Here is a 26,124-nt window from a genome sequence, read left to right on the forward strand (position 1 = left end):
TTGTTATAACCAAATGAATCGCAAGAGTTTTAGCTGGCTGGTTCAGGAGTACGGCATACACAGTAAATATCAATTCTTTCGACGCCCACTTCAAGTAGTAATTTACATAAATGTCGTACTGTACATCCTGTGGTAACGACATCATCAACAATCGCGACGTGAGAAGCCTTTGGTATCCGTGATAATTGGAACGCTTGATGAAGGTTCACTTGCCTCTGCTCTTTAGATAACCCCTGTTGTGCGGGGGTAGACCGAGTGCGAATAAAAGCTTGTTTAAGGTGGATTGAGTTTGGGGATTGTTTTGCCAGATAGTGAGCGAGCAGTTCACTCTGATTGAAACCTCTTCTTATGTATCGTTGCCAATGTAAGGGGACGCCAGTGATGATGGGAGCGGGTTGATCAATGTTATTAGCGAGTAGTCGAGCCAAGTTTTTAGCGAACCAGTATTTCTTTTGATACTTAAATTGATGAACGTAGCCAGAGGTCGGGAAAGTGTAATCATTGACACAATATAAGCGGTGCCATAACGGTGGGTTTGATAAGCAGTTACCGCATTGATCTACCGTCGTTAAGGTGGGGATCCCACAACGTAGGCAGCGGGGTTGAGATAGAAAGTATTGATAGCAGTGCTGGCACCACATGTCCGTTACCAAGCGATTCTCTATATTGAGCCCGCACAAATGGCACTGGCTTAATCGGTTGAGGAGTGTGGTTTTTTCTCGCCAATGAGATAACATGAATTTCACTTAATAGATGGACAACAGAGATACGTTAGCGTGATAGCAACGTCGCTCAGTATGGAATTAGTGGGAGAATTTGAGAGCATGAGCACACCTTTATATTGGCATGTCACTGGGCGAGGCAATGATCTGGTTTTAGTTCATGGCTGGGGTATGAATGGCGCGGTTTGGCAGCAGACGGTTGATGCGTTGTCTCCTCATTTTCGTGTCCATGTTGTCGATTTACCCGGCTATGGACACAGTGCGGAATGCCACGCTGAAAATCTTGAGCAAATTGCCCAGCAGCTTCTTGAACAAGCGCCAAAGCAAGCTATTTGGGTTGGTTGGTCTTTAGGTGGATTAGTCGCCACGCACATGGCGCTGCATCATGCGGATTATGTCAGTAAGCTCGTGACGGTTGCCAGTTCTCCTAAATTCTCCGCCGAAAAACCATGGCGCGGAATACAGCCTAACGTGTTGAGCGCCTTTACGGATCAACTGGTGGATGATTTTCAAACGACGATTGAGCGTTTTATGGCGTTGCAAGCGATGGGGAGTCCTTCTGCGAGACACGATCTTAAGCAGCTAAAACAAGCGGTATTGTCGAGGCCGATGCCCAACCCAAAATCGTTACTCGCAGGGTTAACCATGCTCGCGGATGTGGATTTGCGCCATCAACTGCCTGATCTCTCGATGCCGTTACTGCGTTTGTATGGGCGTTTAGATGGGTTGGTGCCAATTAAGGTCGCAAAGGATTTGGATAAAAGCTTACCGGAAAGTGAGCAGTTTATTTTCACTCAATCGTCGCACGCGCCTTTCATGACCGAGCCTGAGGCATTTTGTCATCAGTTGATTCGTTTTGACGAGCAAGTATAAGTGTAAATAAATTGCTAAATAAATGAACAAACTGGTCGATATATAACCTAACCAAACAGAGCGCTAGGTTTGAACTGACCTGTAGTGAGTTGATGAAAACGAGCGATTGCTTTGAATGGGGCTGTTTGGAGACAAGCAGAGAGTAACTTCGGGCGATGCTGAGGAGGTTTCGACGATGATTGTGTCACCCACGACAGTAAGTGTGCCACTGATCGCCCCATCGGTAAATGTACAAACGGAACAGGTTGCGCGCGACAATAAAGTGCGAGAACCCGTAATGCCGACCGTAGCGTTAGCAAAAGCCAATGCGGAGCGTAAGGTTAAAGCAGACGATAAACGTCGAAGGCAATCTTCTTGGGATCCATCAGAGCACCCTGGGTATTCAATGGAAACAGAGTCAGAGACTGCTGCTGTTAATCATGAAGAGTTGAAGGACCCAATAGATAGGTTGTTCGATTTGATTGCTTTACAGACCTATAGCAAAGATCAAGGCAAGAGTTACACCATACGATTTCGGCTGCCTAAGCACATTTTAGATGCAGCGATTAAAGAGGGGCAAATGGAGCGACGGCGAAAGGTGATTAAATATCATTATGGTCATGCTGTTGTACCCAATACACCTTCAGAAGTAATAGCGATACTATGAACATGATGTTAATGATCAGAGCCATCGAATAAAGGCCAATACGCAAGTATTGGCCTTTTTATTGGTTTATCGCGCTAATTGGTTCATCGCGCTATTTGTTCATCGCATTATGAGCCCATGACTGATTAGTTCATGAAAGATTCGCTCATGGAAGATTAGCGACTATTTTTTTGCTTTAGCAAATGCCGCCGCGAAAGCGCCACCCATTGCTGCATTTTGAGGAGCAGAACGCTGATCTCGGTTTTGTTGTTGTCGACCTGACTGTTGACGCTCTTGCTGTTGGCGTGCCGGTTTCGATGCTTGGTTTTGTCCTGAAGAGCGTTGGCTGCGATTATCTTGTCCTGGCTCATCGTTAAGGCGCATTGTCAGAGCGATACGTTTACGCTGGGCATCAACTTCCATGACTTTTACTTTCACGATATCACCCGCTTTCACCACTTCTCGTGGATCGGCAACGTAGCGATCGGTTAGCGCAGAAATATGCACTAAGCCATCTTGGTGAACGCCGATATCAACGAAGGCACCAAAGTTAGCCACGTTTGATACAACGCCTTCCAGTACCATGCCAATCTCAAGATCGGAAACCGTGTTTACCCCTTCTGCAAATGTCGCGGTTTTGAACTCTGGACGTGGATCTCGTCCTGGTTTATCAAGCTCTTTGATGATGTCGGTGATCGTAGGGACACCAAAGTTATCGTCAGTGTAATCAATCGCATGCAAACCGCGTAGGAACTGGCTATCGCCAATCAAGCCTTTCACATCTTTGCTGTTTTTTGCTGCGATGGTTTTCACTAATGGGTACGCTTCTGGGTGAACAGAAGAGGCATCTAGAGGGTTTTTACCATCCATGATTCGTAAGAAACCCGCACACTGTTCAAAAGCTTTTGGCCCAAGACGCGCGACTTTCTTCAATGCAGTACGAGCTTCAAATCGTCCATTTTCATCGCGGTAATCGACAATGTTCTGTGCAATCGTATTTGAGAGGCCAGCAACCCGCGTCAGTAGAGCGGCAGAAGCGGTATTCACATCAACACCAACCGCATTCACACAATCTTCAACAATCGCGTCTAGACGTTTTGCTAGCATGCTCTGGCTTACATCGTGCTGGTATTGGCCCACCCCGATAGATTTTGGATCAATCTTCACTAACTCTGCGAGAGGATCTTGCAAACGACGAGCAATCGACACCGCGCCCCGGATTGATACATCCATGTCTGGGAACTCTTTTGCCGCTAATTCGGAAGCCGAATAAACCGATGCCCCAGCTTCGCTCACAATGATTTTTTGTACTTTTAGGTTGCCGCGTTTAATGACATCAGCAACGAAAGAGTCCGTTTCACGTGAAGCCGTACCATTACCAATCGCAATCAGATCAACGTTGTATTTTCGTACCATCTGCTCAACGACATGAGCGGATTTGTCGTACTGCTTTTGTGGTGGGTGAGGGTAGATGGTTTCTGTCGCGAGGACTTTACCTGTCGGGTCAACAATCGCAATCTTAGAGCCAGTACGTAAACCCGGATCAAGCCCCAGCGTTGCACGAGGCCCAGCCGGTGCCGCCATGAGTAGATCTTTTAGGTTGGTGGCAAACACTTCAATGGCTTCCACTTCCGCACGCTCTTTCATGCTGCCCATCAGCTCAGTTTCCATGTGCATTGATACTTTAATGCGCCACGCCCAGCTGATCACTTGTTTACGCCAAGCATCGGCGGGTGCATTGCTCAGTGAAATGCCGTAATGGTCGGAAATAATCGTTTCGCAGTAAGAGCTACGAATACTTTCATCTTGCGCGGGATCGGCATTCATAGAAAGTTGTAAGAAGCCTTCGTTGCGGCCACGTAGCATCGCAAGCGCACGGTGTGAGGGGGCTTTGCTGATCGCCTCATTATGTTCGAAATAGTCTTTAAATTTTTCGCCTGCTTGCTCTTTGCCTGCGACCACTCGCGCAGAAAGTTCAGCGTTACGGGTTAGATAAGTTCGGACTTTTTCGAGTAAGTTCGCATCTTCGGCAATGCGTTCCATGATAATGACTCTTGCCCCGTCTAGTGCCGCTTTGGTATCCGCAATGCCTTTGTCGCTGCTGATGTATTTATCCGCTTCAGACTCAGGGTTGGTCTGTGGTTCATTCCATAATTTGTCGGCGAGTGGTTCAAGTCCCGCTTCAATGGCGATTTGGCCTTTGGTGCGACGTTTTTGTTTGTATGGAAGGTATAAATCTTCAAGGCGAGTTTTACTGTCTGCATCATTGATCTCTTTTTGCAATTCAGGTGTCATCTTGCCTTGGTCTTGAATCGCCTTGATGATGCTTTGACGGCGATCATTAAGCTCTCTGAGATAAGATAAGCGAGTGTCTAAATTACGCAGTTGAGTATCATCGAGTCCACCCGTCACCTCTTTACGGTATCGGGCAATGAAAGGGACGGTGTTTCCGTCATCGATTAAGGTAACCGCTGCGATCACTTGCTCAGAGCGTACATTCAGCTCTTGAGCAATTTGTTGGCAAATAACTTGGCTCATCCGTGGGGTCTCATCTCTATTTCAGGCTAAACTTTCTTAGCTCTAGCCGTCGGTATGAATAATTTTATGCTAATAACATGGGGGCGAAGTTAGCTATTTCCAATCTCACCCGATGAAGTTGTCAATTCTAAATAGATATTGAATTTTTATTACACTGTTAAGTTAATATTTTGTCAAAACCTCAACTTCAATCAGAACTTATGAGCATATGAGGGCTCGAATGTGGATAATTAGTAATCATGAACGATATGGGAATATAGAATGCTGAAGATACCATCAATACTGACATCATTGGTCGATGAGATACGAACCGTTGCTACTCGGTCTTTTTCGCTTATTGTTACGCCAGCGAAAACAGTATTGGCTGCTCGTTTATCCCTTATGTCGCTTATATCGTTCATGTTACTGCTCATTTTGATGTCGTGGAGCGTCGGTTTACAAGCAAATGAACTCTCTTCTGCGACCACTCAATACCCGGTGTATGAAGTCGATAATAAAATTGTCTTAGGGCGAGTTGAGCGTGTCTATTATTCAGATATTGATGCTTTAAGTGGTGTCCCTTTTGTCGGGAAAATTGATACCGGAGCCGACACCACTTCCATGCATGCCGACAATATTCAAGTCTTCAGCGACACTCCTGAACTGCAAGGTTTACCGAAGCTAGAATTATTGAAAGCGCTAGAAAAAGCGTTTGATAAAACACCGGACAGGGTAAGTGCGAGCGTCTCTTTTACTCTTCGACACCCTTACACAGGAAAAGAGGTTAAGGTGCAACGTCCTCTTGAAAATATAGGTGTTATCCGCAGCCGAACCAGCGAAATGCCCCTTTATCGACCCGTCATTAACTTGCCATTGACCATTGCAGGAAAGACGGTGAACACCAAGGTGAACTTGACCGATCGAGGTAACTTTTCAGCCTCTATCTTGATAGGAAAAAGCTTTCTTGAGCATAACGCTTGGGTATTAGCAGGCTATGATTACTTACAACAGCAGCCGAACTCGAAAATTGTGGGGAAAAAAGAGCAGTTAGAGTTAGCGGGCTTACCGATTGAAACGTGGTTCCTTGGGATCAACCAATATTCCAATATGCATGCTGAAAACATCCATGTCGATCCACAAGCACAACGTGTTACTTTCGAGATGGTCAGTGTTGAGGGGATAAAAAAAATGTTGTCATTACCCTTGGTGCGAATGTTGAATGTGAATGGTCACGAACGCCCATTGGTTAACTTACCCGTCATGCTTGGTGATGAGGTTCACTATATGCAGGCGTATTTAAAAGACAGAGGTGAGTCATCTTCCATATTGAGTGTGGGGCAGGATACGTTGAATCAATACTTCATGATTGATACCGATGAAGAGGATTTCCTTGCGACTCAATTGAAAGCGGAACCATCGACAAAAAACGGCAAAGTGAACGCTTCCCAATACACTTATCAGCAGAGAATTGATCAACATAAGCCTTTAGTTGTCTCTACCTTTGAACACGTTGTGATTGATGGTTACAAACTTCAAGCTGAGCCCTCTTTTACAGTAAAAACGCCAATGCTTAAAGTCGAAAGCTATGAGATGACAACGGGGGCAAGCCGCACGGTTAGCTACTACTTGAAAGATAGTGCAGGCAATAAACAGAAAATAACCAAACCAGTGATCAAAAGAATCAAAGTGGGCAATTCAGTAAGACCGATTATTGAGGGGGATTTTGAATTAGGTGGGCGACATAAAACGCTTCAATTTGCTTTAGAAACACTCGACCAAGATAAAGAAAATGACGCTTACTTTGTGATTGGTAAGAAAATGGTAAAAGATGGCGTGCTTATCAATACGCGCTCCGATCACTTATTGGAAGACTATCCACTGTTTCGAGCAGGACACATTGAAAAGGCGACCGTGGAAGGGATGACCTTTCCGGTTAAATTGGATACCGGTGCCGATGTAAGTTCAATGCATGCTCTTAATATTAAACAATTCAAGCAAGATGGAAAACCGATGGTGAGCTTCACCTATCAAAATGAGCAGGGACAAAAACAAGATTTCACTCAACCTATGGTGGATGTGATGCGAATCAAAGCGAAGAAAGGTGAGAAACCAACCATTAGGCCTGTAGTTGAGATGAACGTGCAACTGGGGAAGGTAAATAAAACCATTCGGGTAAACCTTCAAGATCGCTCTCGATTCCGCTACAGCATGATCTTAGGTAAGAACTTACTGAAGTACGGAGCGCTGGTGGGGAGTGATGAGGACTACTTGCTGAATCAATGACAGTCGAGACTGATTGACAATGATGACTCATTTTCGGTACTACTAGATAAAACTTTACTCGTATAGAGATGCGACATTGAAAACCAAACTGATTACTCGGGAAGGCTACAACAAACTGAAGCAAGAGCACGATTACCTATGGCATGAGAGACGCCCAGAAGTGACCAAAATTGTTACTTGGGCAGCAAGCTTAGGCGATCGCTCTGAAAATGCGGATTACACTTTTAATAAGCGTTTATTAAGACAAATTGATCGCCGAGTTCGGTTTCTACGTAAGTTCTTACCGGATGTCACGATTGTTGATTATTCACCTCAGCAAGAAGGAAAAGCCTTTTTTGGTGCGTGGATAGAGATCGAAAATGAAGCTGGTGAAGTGAAAAAGTTTCGTATTGTTGGCCCTGAAGAAATTTATGGAGATAGTAAAGGCTACATCTCGATAGATTCACCAATGGCGAGAGCACTGCTCAAAAAAGAAGTGGATGATGAATTTGTGGTGCGTACACCAGAAGGTGATAAAGAGTGGTTCATTAACTCAATCACTTACGAGAAGCCGCAAGCATAGCCGAGCGCTTAGTTAATAATATCGTTAAGCATTGAGTTTGGCCTGAACGAACGGTGGGGCTACAGGTAATGCTTGATGTGACATACTTGTCGAAATACTGACCAAGTTAGGCGAGTTGATGCGTTACTATGTAGGCAAAGGCAACAAACGTTAACAATTATTTAGGCGACTTTTTCCCTGAGTCTGTTACATTTTTCACTGCCTTATCTCTTGAGGTGGACGCTTTTAATAGGTGGAATCAGTAGATGCAAGAAAATCATAAAATATTAGTGGTCGATGATGACGCGCGTTTGCGTGCATTACTAGAACGTTACTTGTCTGAGCAAGGCTTCCAAGTACGTAGTGTCGCTAACAGTGAGCAGATGGACCGCCTGTTAACTCGTGAAAATTTCCACCTTATGGTGCTGGATCTCATGTTACCTGGGGAAGATGGCTTATCGATTTGTCGTCGTCTTCGTAGTGCCAATAACATGCTGCCTATCTTAATGTTAACGGCAAAAGGCGATGAGGTTGATCGCATTGTTGGGCTGGAAGTGGGTGCCGATGATTATTTGCCAAAACCCTTCAACCCACGTGAACTGCTTGCTCGAATTAAAGCGGTGTTGCGACGCCAAGTAGTAGAAGCTCCGGGCGCGCCAAGCTCAGAAGAGTTGATGGTTGAATTTGGTGAGTTTCGCTTAAACCTTGGTACTCGCGAAATGTTCCGTAATGAAGAGCCGATGCCGCTAACGTCGGGTGAATTTGCGGTACTTAAATCTCTAGTTACCAATGCGCGTGAACCGATGTCGCGTGATAAGTTGATGAACATGGCTCGTGGCCGAGAGTATTCTGCAATGGAACGCTCTATCGATGTTCAGATCTCACGTTTACGCCGAATGTTAGAAGAAGATCCAAGCAAACCACGCTATATTCAGACCGTGTGGGGTTTGGGGTATGTGTTTGTGCCAGATGGAAAAGAGGCATAACCCAATTCGATAAACCCTTGGCATGTTCCGAGGGTTTTTTATTTTCAGGTTAGACTTTCTCCTCACCTCTCACTCCCTGTTTCTCACTCGCCAAAGGTTTTCTAGATGCGTATTCGTAGCTCCCTTACTCAATCTATATTGCTGTTCATCACTCTGTTGGTGGCAAGCCAAGCTTATTCGTATTACGCCGTGTTCTATTACGCTCTGATGCCGAGCATGCAGCAGTTTAATAAAATTTTGGCGCATGAATTACGCTTGGTGCTAGACGAGCAAGATGAACTCGACTTAAAAACACCTTTAAGAAGACAGTTGCTTGAAGAGCTTGGTGTCACCATTCATGGCAAAGGCACCCCTTCGACGGAAGAGTTTGAGCATGCTGTGACCATCGATTTAATGAGTGAAGAGATGAGTGAAGAACTTGGCTCCACCACTAATGTTAGATTGATTCTCGGTGAAGATAGTTACGTATTATGGATGGATATCGATGCGTTGCCAAACTCGTTAATTCGGATCCCATTATCGGAGTTACAAGAGGAAGACTTTGCGCCTTTGTTTAACAATAGTTTGTTGATGGCACTGTTAATCATCGCTGGAGGTTGGCTATTCATCCGCCTGCAAAATCGACCATTAGTCGCCCTCGAAAAAGCGGCCAAAGTGGTTGGGAGCGGAGAAATTCCATCCCCCTTACCAGCAAAAGGTCCGTCAGAAATTCGTTCGGTGACGCGAGCATTTAACCAGATGTCCAAAGGTATTCAGCAGTTAGAAGAGGACCGCGCGTTATTAATGGCGGGCATTAGCCATGATTTACGAACGCCTCTGACTCGTATACGTCTTGCGACTGAAATGATGTCACCAGAAGATAGCTACTTAGCGGAAGGGATCATCAGTGATACCGAAGAGTGTAATCAGATCATCAGTCAGTTTATGGATTATTTGAAGCCTGTGAATGTGGAGTCGTTTGAAAGTGTGGATTTGAACGATATTGCCAGCGATGTTGCCAGTGCTGAAGGGGGGTATGAGGTTGAAATTGAAACACATATTGACCACACCATAAAACTGGCGCGAGGCAATCCCATTGCGATGAAGCGGGCGGTGAGTAATTTGGTGGTAAATGCACTGCGTTACGGTAATGGTTGGGTACGAGTGAGTACTGGAATGACGGCTGATAGCAAATTGATTTGGGTGTGCGTTGAAGACAATGGGCCCGGAATTGAATCGAATCAGATTGATAAACTATTCGAACCTTTTACTCGTGGCGATACCGCAAGAGGGAGTGAGGGAACAGGATTAGGTTTAGCCATCGTCAAACGGATTGTGAGCCAGCATCATGGTTCGGTTGTGATGAATAATCGCAGTGACGGTGGGCTCAAAGCTCAAATTAATTTTCCTGTTCGTGGTTAGATCATTGAATTTATGACTGTCTCTTAAAAATAAAAATGAGTTTGACGCGATATGGCATCAAACTCATTTCTAGCTTCTAGCTTCTAGCTTCTAGCTTCTAGCTTCTTCTGCTTCGATCTCTTCATCTTCTAATTTTTCAGGAAGCAAAAGGTTAAGCAAAATTGCGGTTACCCCGCCAGCGGCCACACCTGAAGAGAAGATGTTTTTGATGAACTCCGGCATAAACTGCAAGATCTCAGGTTTTTGTGCGATGCCCAATCCCATTGAAAATGAGAGTGCCATGATGAGAATGGCACGGCGATCAAGATCTACACGTGAAATGATTCGTACCCCCGCAGCGGCAATCGTACCAAACATAACAATCGTCGCTCCGCCAAGAACCGGCTCAGGGATCAACTGTACAAAACTTGCAACGCCCGGGAACAAACCAAGCAGTATTAGCATGCCTGCAATAAAGTAGCCCACGTAACGGCTTGCAACACCTGTCAGTAAAATGATGCCGTTATTTTGGCTAAAAGTAGAGTTCGGGAAAGTATTAAATACCGCCGCAATCGCCGAATTCAGGCCATCCGCGAGAACACCACCTTTGATGCGCTTCATGTAAACAGGGCCTTTTACTGGCTCTCCGGATACTTCTGAAGTAGCTGTAATGTCGCCAATCGCTTCCAGTGCCGTGATGAGGAAAATAAGAACCAGTGGGATGAATAGAGACCAGTCAAAGCTTAAGCCAAACTGCATCGGAACCGGTAGCGCAATAAGTTCTGTTTCTGCCAGTGTTGAAGTGTCAATCATGCCCATGAAGTAGGCCATCATGTAACCGACAAACATGGCAATCACAATGGAGGCAACACGAATATAAGAGTTACTTGAACGGTTTAATATGACGATTAAGCCAAGAACCGTCCCTGCCAACGCGAGCTTATCTAAGCTACCAAAACTGCCATCGGCTAATGCTGAGTAGCCTCCACCGATAGAAACCAAACCCACTTGAATCAAGGTTAGGCCGATAAGTGTTACGACGATGCCAGATACGAGTGGAGTGATAATACGACGCGCATGTTCAAGTACGCGAGAAAGTAGAATTTCACTAAATGATGCTACAAGGATGGTGCCTAAAATGGCAGCCATGACGGTATCAATGCTTGCGCCTCCGGCTTTTAACGACAAACCTGCCGCAATAATAGGACCGATAAAATTGAAACTTGTTCCTTGAATGGAGAGCAAGCCTGATCCGATAGGACCAATGGTTTTAATTTGGATAAACGATGAAATACCAGAAGCGAACAGTGACATGCTGATAATGGTATTTGTCTGCTCAGGTGTGACACCTAGAGCTTGGCAGATAATCAAAGAGGGCGTGATGACGGCGACAAACATGGCGAGCAAGTGCTGTGTGGCCGCAAAAAGTGTTTGTAAAAGCGGTGGGCGATCATTGAGTTGATAGATCAGTTCCGACTTGCGTGCTGCGTTCGGGGTTTTCATGTGTTTATCCTAATTGTGACTAAGTTGCTTAGAGTTCGCTGAATGGGAACGCTAAGTTGAGTCGGTCTTCATCTGTGATTGCTGTTAATCAGAATCGACTCAGGTTGGGTTGAGTAGTGTTCTTACTCAAAATTTGTGCGCGATTATAAATAAACGAAAACAAAAAGCAAACGGTTGCGTGCGTGTTGTGGCGAGAAATTGATCTGAAATAAACAAACCGAACGGGTTGTGCCCATTCGGTATATTTGAGGAAAGCTCAGCTTGGAAAGGAGAGCCTAAAAAGGATCTCGTAGGAAAAGGGCTCTTAGCAAGGCGCTTTTAACAAGAGGCTCTGAACAAGAAGCTCCTAACAATAATAGCTATGCCTTAGCGTAGACGTCGCGATCACCTAGCCAGCGATCGATAATTGCGAGGGCATTATCAGGATAACTATCGTGAATGTAGCGCGCCATGCGCTGAACTTCTGGAATTAAGCGTTGATCTCTCACTAAGTCTGCAATTTTGAAATCGGCCATTCCGGTTTGCTTGGTGCCAAGCAGTTCACCGGGTCCACGGATCTCTAAATCACGCTGTGCAATTACAAATCCATCATTACTTTCGCGGAGCACCCCTAAGCGCTTTTGTGCGGTTTTTGATAATGGTGCGTGATACAAGAGTACACAATGACTCGCGACTGAACCTCGCCCTACACGGCCTCTTAGCTGGTGGAGTTGCGCTAAACCGAGCCTTTCTGGATTTTCGATGATCATTAAACTTGAATTAGGCACATCCACACCGACTTCAATAACCGTCGTCGCGACTAATAGATGCAGCTCGTTATCCTTGAACTGCTTCATGACCGCTTGTTTTTCTGCCGATTTCATTCGACCGTGCACCAGACCAATTTTCACATCTGGCAAAATGCGTTGCAGCTCTTCCGCCGTATCCGCTGCCGCTTGCGCTTCCAAAGCTTCTGACTCATCAATCAGTGTGCAGACCCAATAAGCTTGTTTTCCCTCATTAAGACAGGCATTTCGCACTCGTTCAATAATATCATCGCGTTTGGTATCGGGAATGGCGACGGTTTGGATCGGGGTTCTTCCCGGTGGCAGTTCATCTATCACTGAGGTTTCGAGGTCGGCATACGCTGTCATGGCCAGCGTCCTTGGAATGGGAGTCGCGGTCATGATTAATTGATGTGGATACGAGCCCTGTTTTGCTCCTTTTTCACGTAACTCTAGACGCTGGTGGACACCAAATCGATGTTGTTCATCAATGATCACAAGAGCGAGGTTTTTAAACGCTACATGTTCCTGAAACAGTGCGTGAGTTCCCACTACCATTTGCGCTTCGCCGCTGGCAATGCGCGCCAGTTCAGTCTCTTTGGCTTTACCTTTGAGTTTGCCTGCAAGCCAACCTACTTGTACTCCCATGCTTTCAAACCATTGGCCAAAATTGATGGCATGTTGCTCTGCGAGTAGTTCTGTTGGGGCCATTAGTGCCACCTGATAACCATGCTCAATCGCTCTAACCGCGGCAAGTGCAGCAACCAATGTTTTTCCGGAACCCACATCGCCCTGAACCAAGCGCATCATAGGGTGAGACTTGATTAGGTCATCTTCAATCTCTTTCACCACGCGAGATTGGGCATTGGTTGGAGTAAACGGAAGTTGTTGCAGTAACTGCTGTTTGAGATTGGACACTTCCGCGAGTGGCAAAGCAACATCTTGTTGTCCTTTGCTTCGAACAGAGAGCATAGAAAGATTTTGTGCCAGCAACTCTTCAATAATAAGGCGTTGCTGAGCTGGGTGTCGCCCTTCATCAAACTCCTCAAGATTAATACTTGGTGGTGGACGATGAATGGTATGCAGCGCTTCCCCTAGCGTAATTTGGTGATCGTATAATCCTGACGGTAATAGTTCACTGACGGCTGCTTTATCGAGTAGGGTTAAGGCTTGATCGGTCAGGTTACGTAGTGTTATTTGCCTTAACCCATCGGTGGTGGGGTAGACGGGCGTTAGGTTTTGCTCAATATCTGGCTTTTGAGTTGGGACGTAAAATTTATAATCAGGATGAACAATTTCGAGTCCGATTCCCCCACGCTTGATCTCTCCATAAGCATGAACTTGTTTCCCTTCGGTAAAGTTGTTCTTCATGCCGGCGGTAAAATTGAAAAACTTCAGGCTCACCGTGCCATTGCCGTCACTGATTTTCACCGACAGCATTTTACGTTTGCCGAAGATGGTATCGACGCTCATGACTTTGCCTTGTACCGCCGCCCATAACCCAGCATGCAGTTTGACCATGGGATGGATACGAGTGCGATCTTCGTAGCGAAGTGGCAGATGAAAGAGCAGATCTTGAACGTTATTGAGCCCGACTTTTGCTAGCTTTTCAGCGACTTTGGCACCCACTCCAGAGAGCGAAGTAAGGGAGATGGCTGAAAGGAGTTGGGACATAAATAGCGCTCTTACAGAAAGGAAAAATAGATAAACTATTCAAGCATTTTACTGTCTTTTTGTACAGGGAGAATTTGCAGTGATATGAGACAGTTATTGAATTGAGCTAATGATGACGATGTGAAATATTGAGCGACGAGATACAAAAATACCCTGTATTTGGCTTATTGAGAATAAGTAAAACACAGGGTATTCAATATCTAAATCGGCTTTATTTGCGTTTCGTTTATGGGCGCAATATTGACGAGTCCCAAACGAGTACGCTAGCCGTTAGTTCTTCTTTCGGCGAACCTTTAGAACATGCGGCATGACACGAATACGTTTCATGATTTTCGCTAGATGTACGCGGTCTTTGGTGGTCAATAGCACCGTCACGGTGTACAGACGGCCATCGCGCTCTTCTGTTGAAAGGCCATGAATGTTTGAACCCGTCTTAGAGATCACATTGGTTAACTCTGCCAATGCACCTTGATGGTTTTGAACATCAACTTGCAATTCAGCGGTAAACTCTTGATCGTATTCATCAGACCATTCAACCGCCATGTACTTGTCTGGCTCACGTTGATAACCGCGAACATTCGGACACGTTTCACGGTGAACCACTAAGCCTTTACCCGGTGATACATGCGCAATGATGTGATCATCAGGAATTGGGTGACAACATTTGGCGAAGTTGAGCAGTATGCCTTCAGCACCACGGATAGGCAGCTTTTTCCTCGGCTTGCCGTCTGTGCCTTCGACTTCTGTTAATTCATCTGCTGAGCCAAGTAAGCGACGAGCAATAACAATACTCATTAACTCACCCAGTCCAATAGCTGCCAGCAACTCATCCATGTCAGCCATTTTCAGCTCAGAAAGAACATGTTGAACGTTTTCTTCTGCGAGATCCGTAATTGAGCTCTCACCCAATGCGTGATTTAGCAGACGACGACCCAATGTGACGGAGTCTTCACGGCGCATGGTTTTCAGAACTTGACGGATCTTAGTTCGAGCGCGAGAAGTCACAACATAGTTGAGCCATGCAGCATTTGGACGAGCACCAGGCGCGCTGATGATCTCAATGGTTTGGCCATTTTTGAGCGCTTTGCTGAGTGGGTAAGGATTAAGATCGACTCTTGCTCCTACACACATATTGCCAACGTCAGTATGCACGGCATAAGCGAAATCGACAGCCGTTGCGCCTACTGGAAGTTCAACGATGCGACCTTTTGGCGAGAAAACGTAGATCTCATCTGGGAACAGATCAGATTTCACATTTTCAATAAATTCAAATGAGTTACCGGCGCTTTGTTGCAACTCTAATAAGCTTTGCATCCAGCGCTGAGCTTTCACCTGAGCGGTTGTGCCAGTGCGATCGCCATTGCCTTTATAAGACCAGTGTGCCGCGACACCTTTGTCTGCCATTTGATCCATATCTTCAGTACGGATTTGCACTTCCACAGGCACGCCGTGAGGGCCAACCATTGAAGTGTGCAGAGATTGGTAGCCATTGGCTTTTGGTACTGCAATGTAATCTTTCATGCGACCAGGACGTGGCTTGTACAGGCTGTGTACTTGACCAAGCGCACGATAACAAGTATCGGCACTGTCTACAACGACACGAAAAGCGTAGATATCCATGATGGTGTGGAAACGCTGCTCTTTGGTTTTCATCTTGTTATAGATGGAGAACAGGTTCTTTTCACGACCAAATACACGAACGTTAAGGCCAACATCTTCAAGACGGCCTTTGATTTCGGTATGGATACGCTCGATCATTTCGTTACGGTTGCCACGCGCGACCTTCACCACATTTTTTAAAACGCGGTAACGGTTAGGGTATAAAGCTTCGAAACCGAGCTCTTCAAGTTCAGTCTTAATATTATGAATACCAAGACGATGAGCAAGAGGAGAGTAGATCTCTAACGTTTCACGAGCAATGCGGCGTTTTTTATCGGGGCGTAATGCTCCCAAAGTGCGCATGTTGTGAGTGCGGTCGGCAAGTTTGATCAAGATAACGCGAATGTCTTGCACCATGGCAAGAACCATCTTACGAAAGTTTTCGGCTTGCGCTTCTTTGCGATCACGAAATTTAAGCTTATCCAGCTTAGATACACCATCCACAAGCTCAGCCACAGTAGTACCAAATTGAGCTTCGAGCTCCTCTTTGGTCACTTCAGTATCTTCAATAACATCGTGAAGAAGGGCTGCTTGCAAGCTCTCAATATCTAGGCGCATTTCCGCCAGAATACGAGAAACAGCAACAGGGTGGATAATATACGGTTCACCGCTTGAGCGGGTTTGCCCTTCATGGGCGTCTCTCGCTACCACATAAGATTGACGCAGAGCCTCAACTTGAGGCTCTGTTAGGTATTCTTGGGCAACGTCTTTGAGGCTATCAAATAGATACAAATTAAAGGCCCGGAAGGTTACTTGATTCGAATAATCGTATTAACGAGTGTGAGCGATGCTGCTAACTGCTGCTAGCTCTGCCGCTTCTTGCTCTTGTTGCTCTTGACGTTCACGAGCATCTAATACGTCTTTAGTGATAAGGCCTTCTTCGATTTCGCGAAGTGCGATAACCGTTGGCTTATCATTTTCTTCAGGCACTAGTGAATCTTTACCGCCAGTCTGCATCTGACGTGCGCGACGTGCAGAGATAAGAACTAGGTCGAAACGATTACCAACTTTTTCAACAGCGTCTTGTACAGTTACGCGTGCCATAAGAGAACTCCAAATAGTTTATTAAATTTATTTTTAATGACGAGAAAGTATACAAGCTAAAAAGATTACTTTCTAGCTTGCTGTTTACTTATTCTCTAAGGAAAGCACTGTTCTCATAAGAAAACGGGTTAGTTGAGAGTGATTACTCCGCTAACAGTGCGGTCAGCATACCAGTATACTTGGCAGACTGTTTATCTTGTTTCAAACGTTCAGCACGAATAATTGCTCTGAAATCCATCAATGCAGCATCAAAGTCATCATTAATGATCACATAATCATATTCGCTGTAATGAGATATTTCTGATTTCGCTTCACTCATGCGTTTTGCAATAACTTCTTCGCTATCTTGGCCGCGCGTATTTAAGCGACGCTCTAGCTCACCATTTGATGGTGGCAGAATAAAGACGCTTTTTGCCTGAGGCATTTGCTTGCGGATCTGACGTGCACCTTGCCAATCAATATCAAGGAAAACATCAATACCTTTGTTTAGGTTATCTTCAATCCAAACTCGTGATGTGCCGTAGTAGTTACCAAATACTTCAGCATATTCGAGGAACTCTTCTTTCTTGATGAGATCTTCAAAATGGTGTTTTTCTACGAAATGGTAATGCATACCATCTTCTTCACCTGGGCGCATGCCTCGAGTGGTATGAGATACAGATACCTTCATTGCGTAGGTTGGGTTGGTTTCCAGCATAGCTGAGATTAAGCTCGATTTTCCTGCGCCGCTTGGTGCAGACACGATGTAAAGAGTACCTTTGCCCATCTGTATTATTCCACTGTTGTTTTGGATTGTATGCCAGCTAAAAATTGCCGACATAGTAAAGATAGCACCAACCTGTATCAAAAAACGTGATTGTGAGTTTTATCGATATTCAGGTCAGAAAAATGGAGGCGAAGAGTAGCACGATCTTGAAGATCTTCTCAAGAAAAAGCTGTTTGTGCTCGTGTAAGAAAAACGCTCAAGTAAGCTTTAATAACGAGCAAAGACTGCTTGAATTATGTTCGATGTCAAAATAATGTGAAATAGTTACTTATTATTCATAATATCAATGTGATTTTTAATTGAAATTTAATAGTATATTATGTCATTTAATTTGTAGTTAGTTAGGGTTTTAAAATGTCAGACAGTTTACTTATCGTTGATGATTCATCGTTTTCTCGCCGAATGATCAAGCGCGCAATTCCACAAAGCTGGGAAGTAAGCATTACTGAAGCTTCGGGCGGAGAAGATGCACTTTCTCAATGCTCAAACTCTAATTTTGATATTCTTTTCCTTGATATTACAATGCCGGACATAGATGGTATTGAAGTGCTTAAGCGCCTTAAAACGATGGAATACAGTGCAAGTGTTTACGTTATTTCTGCGGATATTCAACCTGCAATACGTGAAGAAGCGTTCCAACTTGGCGCAAAAGGCTTTTTACCAAAACCGATCTCTGCTGAAGAGCTTGAATCATTTTTACGCCAGGAGGGCGTGCAATTATGAGTTCGATCCATTTAAATGCTGATGAGTTTGATGCGCTGCGTGAGCTGACTAATATTGGTATGGGCCGTGCAGGTGCTAAATTATCTGAGCTGTTTGAAAGTAAGGTGAAGCTATCTGTCCCTCATGTTGATTTAGTATCACAAGAAAAGATCACCGCTTTAGTCCAAGATTTTGGTCAAAAATCTGATCCAGTGAATATCGTGCAACAAGAATTCATTGGTGAAATGATTGGTCGCTCTTCAGTTATGTACGGTGGTGGAACGTTTACTTCATTAATGGGTTACTTAGGCTATGATGAAGAAGACGCAACATCAACGGCAACTCAACATGAAATTCTTAATGAGTTAACGAATGTCATTAATAGTGCGAGCCTTTCTGGTTTATCGGAAGAGTTGCAACTTGATTTACACCTGTCTCAGCCTGCAATTTTGTTCTTTGATACGCAAAGTACTCAAGTTGATGATAGCCGATTAGCGTACTCGGATTCCGATGCACATATTCTATTGATTGATATTAAGTTAGAGATCGAAGAGAAAGGCGTGCATTGTGACAATATTATCTCTTTAAAAGAGGAAGGGCTTATTAACCTAGTCTCTTCACTACGGAAACTGATGGCATGATAGAAAGTGGTGAATTTGATTTCTCTTCGGTTCTAGAGTCGATGTCAACAGCGGGCGTTTTTGCTGTTGACCGCCGTCTGAATGTGATTTTTTGGAATCGCTTCATGGAGATCCATAGCAAACTCAAATCAGAAGAGATTCTTAATCAACACTTACCTCGGTTTTTCCCAGAACTCAAAGAAGGCTGGTTTGCCAAAAAAGTGCGTTCAGTGATGGTGCTAGGAAATCAATCCTACACCAACTGGACGCAGCGCCCGTACTTGCTACATTTCCCGACGAGTCAGTTTTCGGGTGTTGAGTCATCGCAGATGTATCAAAACTGTGCGATGTGGCCGTTGCTGGATACGAATGGCACCGTCCAAGGTGTGTGCATCTCGATACATGATGTGACCGAGATGGCTCAAGCACAGTTGTTGCTTGAAGAGGCGACAGAGCAAGTACTGACTCTTGAAGAGACAAGTAACCGTGACGAACTCACTGGTTTATACAACCGCCGTTACTTCTTTGAACAGCTAAACCATGACATTGCGCGTTGTAAGCGTTATGAATGGTCTCTGACATACGCGATTTTTGATGTCGATAAATTTAAACATATCAACGATACCTATGGTCACCCAGTTGGCGATGAAGTCTTAAAAGAGCTGGGAAATCGTGTTCATCACTGTTTGCGAACATCTGATACGTTATGCCGTTTTGGTGGCGAAGAGTTTGTTCTTCTACTGCCTAATTTACCTGACGAATTCGCGCGCGGTGTATTAGAGAGAATTTGCCAATCTATCGCGAAAAAACCAATTACTGTCGATGGTGTCGATATTCCAGTCACGATTAGCGTGGGCGGCGGCATTGTGGATTTTGAAGTGCCTGCAAAAGATATTTTATCTGATACAGATAAAGCACTTTATAAAGCAAAACAGAGTGGCAGGAACTGTGTCGTAATGGCTTCTGATTGCAAGAATGATTGATTTTTATATGCTTCGATTAATATCAGAAAAGCCCTAGTGATTAGGGCTTTTTTGATCCGATAGAGTCAGAATGGCGATTAGAATATTAAACTCATCAAAAATCAAATGGATGCACTCAAGTCTTTCTTTGTTATTAATTATTGACCACCAATTTAACCACCAGTGGTTCACTTCCTAGATACAAGCCTATTAGGCTATGAAGTACCTTAACTCAACCCCCCTGCCTGACGCAAAGTATCAGCTTTGAGTTTCCTTCTCCAGTTACGTGATAGTTATTCATATCTCTATGGGTGTTATAGTGTCCATAAATTACAAAATAACGCTATAATAGACATTACTGTATCCAATAAGGCTGCGTATGAAATTTTCACTTTTAGATGATACCGATGTAAGCCAAGCTTTTTCTACTCATCTGCGTGGCTTACGCAAACAAGCGAAGCTATCGCGAGAGGCACTGGCCCAGCGTAGTTGTGTACCTGCTTCGACCATAAAAAAGTTTGAACTCACCGGACAAATTTCATTTCGTCAGCTGCTGCTTTTGTGGCAGTCGCTGGATTCACTAGACAGACTTTATCAATTGACACAAACAACGTCTGACCGTACCGCTTTACCGACCAGTATAGAAGAGGTGCTTAAAGATGAGCTTTAAATCCATCCAAAAGTTGAATGTGGAGCGCACTCTCACAACGGGCGAAACTGTATCTGTGGGTGTATTAGCGCAAAACCGCCAAGGTGTTTTCTTTCAGTACGATGAAAACTATATAAGCAGGTTTGGCAATTTATCCCCTTTTACGCTTCAAGATGATGCGCGATTGCAGCAAGCACAGAAAGGGCCGCACCAAGGCATTCACGGCGTTTTTGGTGATAGTCTTCCCGATGGTTGGGGTTTGCTGTTGCAAGATCGAGTATTCCGCCAACAAGGTATTTTGCCAGCACAAGTAACAGCAATGGATAGGCTGGCTTTTGTTGGCCAGCAAGGAATGGGGGCATTGTCTTTTACGCCTGTATCAGAGCTCTCATTAGAAAATCGTTCAGATATTGATTTGGAAACACTTGGCCTTGAAGCCCAAACCTTGTTCGACCAGTCCCTCTCTGATGAGTTAGACGGTAGCACTCAGCAAGTGTTAGCAACCTTGGTAGCCGTCGGTAGCTCTGGCGGTGCTAGACCTAAAGCGCAAATTTATATGCCTGCTGGCGACGCGACCCAATGCCGCACCTATGCACAACCTGGCGATGAAGCATGGTTAGTTAAGTTTACTTCTAAGAACTTAGCCTTGGGCCACGAAGAAGGTTTGTGTGAAGCGGCCTATTTAGAAATGGCTGGGTTGGCAAAATGTCAGCCACCGACGTGGCAGTTAATCGAAGCACCTACAAGTAGTGGTGCTAAAGCATGGCTTGCGTTAAAGCGTTTCGATTATTTACCCGCGCAAGAGAAGGCTGGGCGTTTACATATGCACAGTGCCTGCGGCTTATTGGATGCTGATTTTCGAAGCCCGAGCTTAGACTACAGCGACCTTATTAAAGCCAGTCGTCAACTCTGTAAGTCACCAGCTGCTGGGCAACTTCAATTTCGTCGCGCAATGTTTAACTTATTTGCCGCGAACCAAGATGATCACAGTAAGAACTGGGGCTTTTTACAGGCAGATAATGGAAGCTGGCAACTCGCACCATTTTACGATGTAACGTTTAGCCCTCACCCTTTTAACGAGCATGCTACTGCCTTTGCTGGCTACGGAAAAGCGCCACCACTCAAAGTGATGCAAAAGCTGGCTGCTAGTGCAGGCTTTGCTAATTGGAAGGAAGCGCAGCAATGCATTCAAGAGGTAGTTGATGCCACTAGTCAGTTTAGGCAGCTTGCTAAGCAACACGGGGTGAGTAAGACCACTGTGTCAGCGATAGAAAAAACACTTGCAGAGCGTAAGCAAGAAAATGCGGCATTGCTGGTTTGAGGTGGCGTTTCTTAAGTTGGCGTAGCATTAAGATAAAATAAGACGAGTAGATAAAACATGAAACCAGGTCGAAATGAACCTTGCTCTTGTGGCAGCGGTAAAAAGTACAAACGTTGCTGCATGAACAGTATATCTAAGCAACACGCATCAATGCTGGATGATATTGAGCAAGTTGCTGCAATGAACCCTAACTTGTCTATAGAAGAACTTAATATTGTTGCAGAGCAAAAAATGAAGGCGGCTAATGAACGGCCTCATCCTGACTTTTGTGGCCTTTCGCCAACACAAATGAGTAATTGGTTTTATGCACCTTTCAAGGAATTGGAACAGGTCACGATAAAGACGCCAGACGATCTTAAGACCAGCCCGGTGATGCGTTACTTAAAATTGATATTAGATGAAGCAATGCAAAACGATGGCTCATTTAAAGCCACCAGCAAGGGCAACTTACCGACAATAATCGTCAAACAGGCCAGTGAATTATTGCCAGAGTTTGCAGTATCTCAATTTGAACGACATATCAGTATCAGTGAATATGCAGGCAGTAACGAAGATAAATTTAATGCATTGCATTACAGCCGAGTGCTAGCAGAGATAGCGGGTATAATCTATCGCCGCAGTGGCCGTTATCATGTTAAAAAAGCAGCTCAAAAGCAGTACCTAGCACACGGCATTCAAGCGTTCTTTATCCCAATGCTCGAAGCGGCAACCTCTCAGTACAATTGGGGCTACCTAGATGGATGGGAGCACGAGATTGATTTAAGAACCTTCTGGCTATTTATGCTGTGGCGCTTGCAAAGTCATGGCAATACAAAGCAGTTGATTGAAGAGGTCATTACCGCATTCCCTGACTTACTGCTGAGATGCCCTGAAGATGAGTACTCGACCCCAAGTCAGCTACTAGGCACAATGATTGAATCGCGTTTTATTAAACGGTTTCTGGAGTTTTGGGGTTTTGTGACGGTTGCGCCAATGAAGCATATTGATGATTTCCGGGCGCCAAATAAAGTAGAAGTTCAGCCATTGATGACGCTCGCTTTCCAATTCAAGCTTGAAATCTGATAAAGGGAAGAGGATGTGTTAGATATCTCGATGCTAGATAAGGGTGTAAGTCAGCTAAAGGGGGTTATGCTTTGGATTTCAGGGATGTCATCATTACTTTTTAGCCGTTAACTTAATTATTAATGGCTATTGTTTTACCCACCGTTAACCTTTGTGGTAAATCTATCATGCCCACCATCGTATTAAATAATACGATGGTGGGAAGGTATTTTAATTACTTAAATACAATTGTAAATTTACTCGATATTCTGGATCTGCTCGCGCATTTGTTCGATAAGCACTTTCAGTTCAACACCTGAAGCGGTGATATCGGTACTGATTGATTTTGATGCCAGCGTGTTCGACTCACGGTTGAACTCTTGCATCATGAAGTCCAGTTTACGGCCGCATGCGCCACCTTTCTTCAATACTACGTTGGCTTCTTTAACGTGAGAATCTAAACGGTCTAGCTCTTCTGCAACGTCAGATTTTTGTGCCAGTAGAATAAGCTCTTGTTCCACGCGAGAACCTTCAAGTTCGATTTTAGCGTCTTCAAATTTAGTCAGTAGACGTTCACGTTGCCACTCTAGGATTTCAGGCATACGAGCGCGTACTTTTACCACTTCATCGGTAATTGCATCTAGACGCTGTACAATGAGCGCCTTCATGTTCTCACCTTCGCGAGCACGGGCGTCAATAAATTCTGCAATCGCATCGTTGAACGCTTCAAGTAGGTCTTTATTGATGGCATCCATGTCTTGCTCTGGTGTTTCCATCACTCCAGGCCAGTTCATGATTTGGAATGGATTTAAGCGGCTCTCTTCGCCAGTCATACCCATTACTTGGTTGGCTGCATTGATCACTTGCTGAGCTAGGCCTTCGTTAATGCTTAATTCGCCTTTAGCTGCAGGGTTCGCTTCAAAGCGCAGGTTACATTCAACTTTGCCGCGAGCAAGACGCTTGCGAAAACGTTCGCGTAGAATTGGCTCTAAACCACGGAACTGCTCTGGCATGCGAAAATAAGTTTCTAGATAACGTTGGTTTACGCTGCGGATTTCCCAAACGGCGGTACCCCAGTCACCTTTTACTTCTTTACGTGCATAAGCGGTCATGCTGTAGATCATTGAATTGTCCTTTACTTAGGAGAGATGAAAATTATGTGGTCGATATGTTAGCACAGAAAATAGAAAAGAGACGAGATGAGCCTATCGCGTACTCGACCCTAAAGCCTTCTTTCGTTATAATCTCGCCCCAACCGAATTCATCCCATTCATAGGTAGTATTTCATGCGTCCAAATGACCGCGCTGTAGATCAAGTTCGTCCAATTAAAATTACTCGTAACTTTACTGCTTATGCTGAAGGCTCAGTATTGGTGGAGTTCGGCAACACCAAAGTATTGTGTAACGCAACAGTAGAAGAGAACGTGCCACGTTGGTTGAAAGGCCAAGGTAAAGGCTGGGTAACCGCTGAGTACGGCATGTTACCGCGTGCAACTCATACTCGTAACCGCCGTGAAGCCGCAAGTGGCAAGCAGGGTGGTCGTACAATGGAAATCCAACGTCTTATCGCTCGTAGCCTACGTGCTGTTGTGGATTTAAAAGCGATGGGTGAAATCATGATCACCGTTGACTGTGACGTAATCCAAGCGGATGGCGGAACTCGTACTGCTTCTATTTCTGGTGCAAGTGTGGCAATGGCTGATGCAATCCAAAGCTTGATTGCAAAAGGCAAACTGAAAAGTAACCCGATGAAAGGGCACGTTGCGGCCGTTTCTGTTGGTATCGTAAACCAAGAAGCACTGTGTGACTTAGAATACACGGAAGACTCAGCAGCCGACACAGACATGAATGTTGTCATGACAGAAGATGGCAAGATGATTGAAGTGCAAGGCACCGCAGAGGGCGAACCGTTCAGTCATGCAGAGTTGTTAGAATTACTGGCTCTGGCAAATAAAGGCATTGCCGACATTGTCGAAGCGCAGAAATTGGCGTTAGCCGAATAATTTATTGAGTAGCTCCCAATTTGGGGGCTATTTTTTTATCTGGTTTTCCCCAACCAGTGACTTTATATAGGCCAGTAGTCGTGGCCTTTATTATGAGAGGAAAAACATGAAAGCATATCAACGTGAATTTATTGAGTTTGCACTAGAGAAAGAAGTTCTAAAGTTTGGTGAGTTTACTTTAAAGTCTGGTCGTAAGAGCCCTTACTTCTTTAATGCTGGATTGTTTAACACAGGACGTGATTTAGCGCGCTTAGGTCGTTTCTATGCTGCAGCGTTGGCGGATTCTGGCATTGAATTTGATGTGTTGTTTGGCCCTGCTTACAAAGGGATCCCAATCGCCACTACAACCGCGGTTGCTCTGGCTGATCATCATGATGTGGACACGCCTTACTGTTTTAACCGTAAAGAAGCGAAAAATCATGGTGAAGGTGGCAACCTTGTCGGAAGCGATCTTGAAGGTCGAATCATGTTGGTTGACGATGTGATCACAGCAGGTACCGCAATTCGTGAATCTATGGAGATCATCCAAGCGAACGGTGCTGACTTGGCTGGCGTATTGGTTGCGATTGACCGCCAAGAAAAAGGTAAAGGTGAATTGTCTGCGATTCAAGAAGTAGAGCGAGATTTCGGTTGTGCGATCATTTCAATCGTCAGTTTGACAGACCTTGTGACTTTCTTAGAAGAGAAGGGCACCAGTGTTGAGTATTTAGAGGCGGTGAAAGCGTATCGTGCTCAATACGGGATTTAGTTTTTCGCACGGGTAAAGCACCCAAGCTGATGCGCTGCTTAATACTATGAGTGGTTAAAAAAACGCGGATACCCAATTGGGATCCGCGTTTTTGTTGATTCGCTATTTTATTTGAGCGCTGAGCAGAGCCCAGTAAGCATCAAAGTTTTCAGTCGGCTGATATTTAAAATCAGAACGAACAAAACGATTCAAACTCCCTTCCACTTGACCAAGCAGTTGTGCCGCTAAAATACCTTCATCAACAGGGAAAGATTTGCCTTCACGTAGTTTTCTTTCTCTTAAAATCTGGCGTAAAGAGGTTTCAATACGCTCAAACAGTTGATTAATTCGTTCACGCAGTCGTTCGTTTTCAAACATCAACGCATGACCCGATAAGATCCGAGTTAACCCTGGGTTTCTCTCTGAAAATGCCAGTATTAATTGAAGCACCAGTCGAATGCGTTCCAGCGTATCCTTTTCTTCATCAAGAATACGGTTAATTCGTGACATGAGTGAATCTTCAATAAATTCAATCAGCCCTTCAAACATTCGAGCTTTACTTGGAAAGTGTCGATATAAAGCAGCTTCAGATACTCCGACCTGTTTTGCCAGCTTTGCCGTTGTTATGCGTGAAGCACCATCGGTAGACTCTAACATCTGAGCAAGCGCCTGAAGTATCTCTTCACGACGATTGGTTTTTCTTGTACCGGCCATGACTCCGATTCCTTGTTATAACTATATTTGAATAGACATTATTTTTAT

The 26,124-nt window shown here is 44.7% G+C and carries 23 protein-coding genes; 14 read left to right on the forward strand and 9 right to left on the reverse strand.

Annotated features, from left to right (window positions below; genetic code table 11):
- Positions 1 to 29: 29 nt before the first annotated feature.
- Complete coding sequence (locus L4C39_RS09730) at positions 30 to 737, reverse strand: ComF family protein (RefSeq protein ID WP_084654766.1); 708 nt, start codon at positions 735 to 737, stop codon at positions 30 to 32.
- Positions 738 to 824: 87 nt separating this feature from the next.
- Between L4C39_RS09730 and bioH the strand changes: the two genes are divergently transcribed.
- Positions 825 to 1,595: a pimeloyl-ACP methyl ester esterase BioH gene (gene bioH, locus L4C39_RS09735; RefSeq protein WP_171756973.1), complete on the forward strand. Its 771-nt coding sequence runs from the start codon at positions 825 to 827 to the stop codon at positions 1,593 to 1,595.
- A gap of 175 nt (positions 1,596 to 1,770) precedes the next feature.
- The gene (locus L4C39_RS09740) at positions 1,771 to 2,241 is read left to right on the forward strand and encodes a hypothetical protein (RefSeq protein ID WP_029203301.1); all 471 of its coding nucleotides are present in this window, start codon (positions 1,771 to 1,773) and stop codon (positions 2,239 to 2,241) included.
- A 162-nt stretch (positions 2,242 to 2,403) separates the two neighbouring features.
- On the opposite strand, the gene L4C39_RS09745 is transcribed toward L4C39_RS09740, so the two are convergent.
- Complete coding sequence (locus L4C39_RS09745; protein WP_171756972.1) at positions 2,404 to 4,758, reverse strand: Tex family protein; 2,355 nt, start codon at positions 4,756 to 4,758, stop codon at positions 2,404 to 2,406.
- 381 nt (positions 4,759 to 5,139) lie between these two features.
- Between L4C39_RS09745 and L4C39_RS09750 the strand changes: the two genes are divergently transcribed.
- The 4 genes from L4C39_RS09750 to envZ all read left to right on the forward strand — a co-directional run bounded on the left by L4C39_RS09750 (position 5,140) and on the right by envZ (position 9,948).
- A complete protein-coding gene (locus L4C39_RS09750) occupies positions 5,140 to 7,020 on the forward strand; it encodes a putative ATP-dependent zinc protease (RefSeq protein ID WP_489686399.1) in 1,881 nt (626 codons plus the stop codon).
- Positions 7,021 to 7,096: 76 nt separating this feature from the next.
- Positions 7,097 to 7,582: a transcription elongation factor GreB gene (gene greB, locus L4C39_RS09755; protein ID WP_017052049.1), complete on the forward strand. Its 486-nt coding sequence runs from the start codon at positions 7,097 to 7,099 to the stop codon at positions 7,580 to 7,582.
- 245 nt (positions 7,583 to 7,827) lie between these two features.
- Positions 7,828 to 8,547: an osmolarity response regulator transcription factor OmpR gene (gene ompR / locus L4C39_RS09760; RefSeq protein WP_017052048.1), complete on the forward strand. Its 720-nt coding sequence runs from the start codon at positions 7,828 to 7,830 to the stop codon at positions 8,545 to 8,547.
- A 105-nt stretch (positions 8,548 to 8,652) separates the two neighbouring features.
- Positions 8,653 to 9,948, forward strand: a complete 1,296-nt coding sequence (gene envZ / locus L4C39_RS09765) for a two-component system sensor histidine kinase EnvZ (protein WP_017052047.1) — start codon at positions 8,653 to 8,655, stop codon at positions 9,946 to 9,948.
- Between the two features lie 90 nt (positions 9,949 to 10,038).
- On the opposite strand, the gene L4C39_RS09770 is transcribed toward envZ, so the two are convergent.
- The 5 genes from L4C39_RS09770 to gmk all read right to left on the reverse strand — a co-directional run bounded on the left by L4C39_RS09770 (position 10,039) and on the right by gmk (position 17,337).
- Positions 10,039 to 11,430: a uracil-xanthine permease family protein gene (locus tag L4C39_RS09770; protein ID WP_136994061.1), complete on the reverse strand. Its 1,392-nt coding sequence runs from the start codon at positions 11,428 to 11,430 to the stop codon at positions 10,039 to 10,041.
- A 359-nt stretch (positions 11,431 to 11,789) separates the two neighbouring features.
- A complete protein-coding gene (recG, locus tag L4C39_RS09775; RefSeq protein ID WP_429745588.1) occupies positions 11,790 to 13,868 on the reverse strand; it encodes an ATP-dependent DNA helicase RecG in 2,079 nt (692 codons plus the stop codon).
- A 270-nt stretch (positions 13,869 to 14,138) separates the two neighbouring features.
- On the reverse strand, positions 14,139 to 16,259 hold the full coding sequence (gene spoT / locus L4C39_RS09780) for a bifunctional GTP diphosphokinase/guanosine-3',5'-bis pyrophosphate 3'-pyrophosphohydrolase (RefSeq protein ID WP_113796205.1): 2,121 nt from the start codon (positions 16,257 to 16,259) through the stop codon (positions 14,139 to 14,141).
- Positions 16,260 to 16,298: 39 nt separating this feature from the next.
- Positions 16,299 to 16,571: a DNA-directed RNA polymerase subunit omega gene (gene rpoZ, locus L4C39_RS09785; RefSeq protein WP_004735648.1), complete on the reverse strand. Its 273-nt coding sequence runs from the start codon at positions 16,569 to 16,571 to the stop codon at positions 16,299 to 16,301.
- A 142-nt stretch (positions 16,572 to 16,713) separates the two neighbouring features.
- Positions 16,714 to 17,337: a guanylate kinase gene (gene gmk / locus L4C39_RS09790; protein WP_113796207.1), complete on the reverse strand. Its 624-nt coding sequence runs from the start codon at positions 17,335 to 17,337 to the stop codon at positions 16,714 to 16,716.
- 354 nt (positions 17,338 to 17,691) lie between these two features.
- On the opposite strand from gmk, the gene L4C39_RS09795 reads away from it, so the two are divergent.
- From L4C39_RS09795 to L4C39_RS09820, 6 genes are all read left to right on the forward strand, one after another.
- Entirely contained in the window at positions 17,692 to 18,060 is a 369-nt protein-coding gene (locus L4C39_RS09795) for a response regulator (RefSeq protein ID WP_017052042.1), read from the forward strand.
- Positions 18,057 to 18,680, forward strand: a complete 624-nt coding sequence (locus L4C39_RS09800) for a chemotaxis protein CheC (protein WP_017052041.1) — start codon at positions 18,057 to 18,059, stop codon at positions 18,678 to 18,680. The genes L4C39_RS09795 and L4C39_RS09800 overlap by 4 nt, the downstream gene beginning before the upstream one ends.
- The gene (locus L4C39_RS09805) at positions 18,677 to 19,642 is read left to right on the forward strand and encodes a sensor domain-containing diguanylate cyclase (protein WP_113796209.1); all 966 of its coding nucleotides are present in this window, start codon (positions 18,677 to 18,679) and stop codon (positions 19,640 to 19,642) included. The genes L4C39_RS09800 and L4C39_RS09805 overlap by 4 nt, the downstream gene beginning before the upstream one ends.
- A gap of 358 nt (positions 19,643 to 20,000) precedes the next feature.
- The gene (locus L4C39_RS09810) at positions 20,001 to 20,291 is read left to right on the forward strand and encodes a helix-turn-helix domain-containing protein (protein WP_113796211.1); all 291 of its coding nucleotides are present in this window, start codon (positions 20,001 to 20,003) and stop codon (positions 20,289 to 20,291) included.
- Positions 20,281 to 21,591: a type II toxin-antitoxin system HipA family toxin gene (locus tag L4C39_RS09815; protein ID WP_171756967.1), complete on the forward strand. Its 1,311-nt coding sequence runs from the start codon at positions 20,281 to 20,283 to the stop codon at positions 21,589 to 21,591. The genes L4C39_RS09810 and L4C39_RS09815 overlap by 11 nt, the downstream gene beginning before the upstream one ends.
- Before the next feature lie 57 nt (positions 21,592 to 21,648).
- On the forward strand, positions 21,649 to 22,653 hold the full coding sequence (locus tag L4C39_RS09820) for an SEC-C metal-binding domain-containing protein (RefSeq protein ID WP_113796215.1): 1,005 nt from the start codon (positions 21,649 to 21,651) through the stop codon (positions 22,651 to 22,653).
- A gap of 236 nt (positions 22,654 to 22,889) precedes the next feature.
- Here L4C39_RS09820 and L4C39_RS09825 read toward each other — a convergent pair whose 3' ends face one another.
- Positions 22,890 to 23,756: a YicC/YloC family endoribonuclease gene (locus tag L4C39_RS09825; RefSeq protein ID WP_017052171.1), complete on the reverse strand. Its 867-nt coding sequence runs from the start codon at positions 23,754 to 23,756 to the stop codon at positions 22,890 to 22,892.
- A 162-nt stretch (positions 23,757 to 23,918) separates the two neighbouring features.
- Between L4C39_RS09825 and rph the strand changes: the two genes are divergently transcribed.
- Entirely contained in the window at positions 23,919 to 24,635 is a 717-nt protein-coding gene (gene rph, locus L4C39_RS09830) for a ribonuclease PH (RefSeq protein ID WP_017052172.1), read from the forward strand.
- Positions 24,636 to 24,741: 106 nt separating this feature from the next.
- Positions 24,742 to 25,383, forward strand: a complete 642-nt coding sequence (pyrE, locus tag L4C39_RS09835; protein WP_113796219.1) for an orotate phosphoribosyltransferase — start codon at positions 24,742 to 24,744, stop codon at positions 25,381 to 25,383.
- Positions 25,384 to 25,485: 102 nt separating this feature from the next.
- Here pyrE and slmA read toward each other — a convergent pair whose 3' ends face one another.
- The gene (gene slmA / locus L4C39_RS09840) at positions 25,486 to 26,076 is read right to left on the reverse strand and encodes a nucleoid occlusion factor SlmA (protein ID WP_017052174.1); all 591 of its coding nucleotides are present in this window, start codon (positions 26,074 to 26,076) and stop codon (positions 25,486 to 25,488) included.
- Positions 26,077 to 26,124: the final 48 nt, after the last annotated feature.

Origin of the sequence: Vibrio clamense (assembly GCF_050337905.1) — a bacterium.
In the GTDB taxonomy this organism is placed as follows: domain Bacteria; phylum Pseudomonadota; class Gammaproteobacteria; order Enterobacterales; family Vibrionaceae; genus Vibrio; species Vibrio cortegadensis.

Excerpts from the sequence above, each read along its gene's own strand:
- L4C39_RS09730 (WP_084654766.1), bottom strand. The coding sequence starts at position 737 with ATGTTATCTCATTGGCGAGAAAAAACCACACTCCTCAACCGATTAAGC.
- bioH (WP_171756973.1), top strand. The coding sequence starts at position 825 with ATGAGCACACCTTTATATTGGCATGTCACTGGGCGAGGCAATGATCTG.
- L4C39_RS09740 (WP_029203301.1), top strand. The coding sequence starts at position 1,771 with ATGATTGTGTCACCCACGACAGTAAGTGTGCCACTGATCGCCCCATCG.
- L4C39_RS09745 (WP_171756972.1), bottom strand. The coding sequence starts at position 4,758 with ATGAGCCAAGTTATTTGCCAACAAATTGCTCAAGAGCTGAATGTACGC.
- L4C39_RS09750 (WP_489686399.1), top strand. The coding sequence starts at position 5,140 with ATGTCGCTTATATCGTTCATGTTACTGCTCATTTTGATGTCGTGGAGC.
- ompR (WP_017052048.1), top strand. The coding sequence starts at position 7,828 with ATGCAAGAAAATCATAAAATATTAGTGGTCGATGATGACGCGCGTTTG.
- envZ (WP_017052047.1), top strand. The coding sequence starts at position 8,653 with ATGCGTATTCGTAGCTCCCTTACTCAATCTATATTGCTGTTCATCACT.
- L4C39_RS09770 (WP_136994061.1), bottom strand. The coding sequence starts at position 11,430 with ATGAAAACCCCGAACGCAGCACGCAAGTCGGAACTGATCTATCAACTC.
- recG (WP_429745588.1), bottom strand. The coding sequence starts at position 13,868 with ATGTCCCAACTCCTTTCAGCCATCTCCCTTACTTCGCTCTCTGGAGTG.
- rpoZ (WP_004735648.1), bottom strand. The coding sequence starts at position 16,571 with ATGGCACGCGTAACTGTACAAGACGCTGTTGAAAAAGTTGGTAATCGT.
- gmk (WP_113796207.1), bottom strand. The coding sequence starts at position 17,337 with ATGGGCAAAGGTACTCTTTACATCGTGTCTGCACCAAGCGGCGCAGGA.
- L4C39_RS09795 (WP_017052042.1), top strand. The coding sequence starts at position 17,692 with ATGTCAGACAGTTTACTTATCGTTGATGATTCATCGTTTTCTCGCCGA.
- L4C39_RS09800 (WP_017052041.1), top strand. The coding sequence starts at position 18,057 with ATGAGTTCGATCCATTTAAATGCTGATGAGTTTGATGCGCTGCGTGAG.
- L4C39_RS09805 (WP_113796209.1), top strand. The coding sequence starts at position 18,677 with ATGATAGAAAGTGGTGAATTTGATTTCTCTTCGGTTCTAGAGTCGATG.
- L4C39_RS09810 (WP_113796211.1), top strand. The coding sequence starts at position 20,001 with ATGAAATTTTCACTTTTAGATGATACCGATGTAAGCCAAGCTTTTTCT.
- L4C39_RS09815 (WP_171756967.1), top strand. The coding sequence starts at position 20,281 with ATGAGCTTTAAATCCATCCAAAAGTTGAATGTGGAGCGCACTCTCACA.
- L4C39_RS09820 (WP_113796215.1), top strand. The coding sequence starts at position 21,649 with ATGAAACCAGGTCGAAATGAACCTTGCTCTTGTGGCAGCGGTAAAAAG.
- L4C39_RS09825 (WP_017052171.1), bottom strand. The coding sequence starts at position 23,756 with ATGATCTACAGCATGACCGCTTATGCACGTAAAGAAGTAAAAGGTGAC.
- rph (WP_017052172.1), top strand. The coding sequence starts at position 23,919 with ATGCGTCCAAATGACCGCGCTGTAGATCAAGTTCGTCCAATTAAAATT.
- pyrE (WP_113796219.1), top strand. The coding sequence starts at position 24,742 with ATGAAAGCATATCAACGTGAATTTATTGAGTTTGCACTAGAGAAAGAA.
- slmA (WP_017052174.1), bottom strand. The coding sequence starts at position 26,076 with ATGGCCGGTACAAGAAAAACCAATCGTCGTGAAGAGATACTTCAGGCG.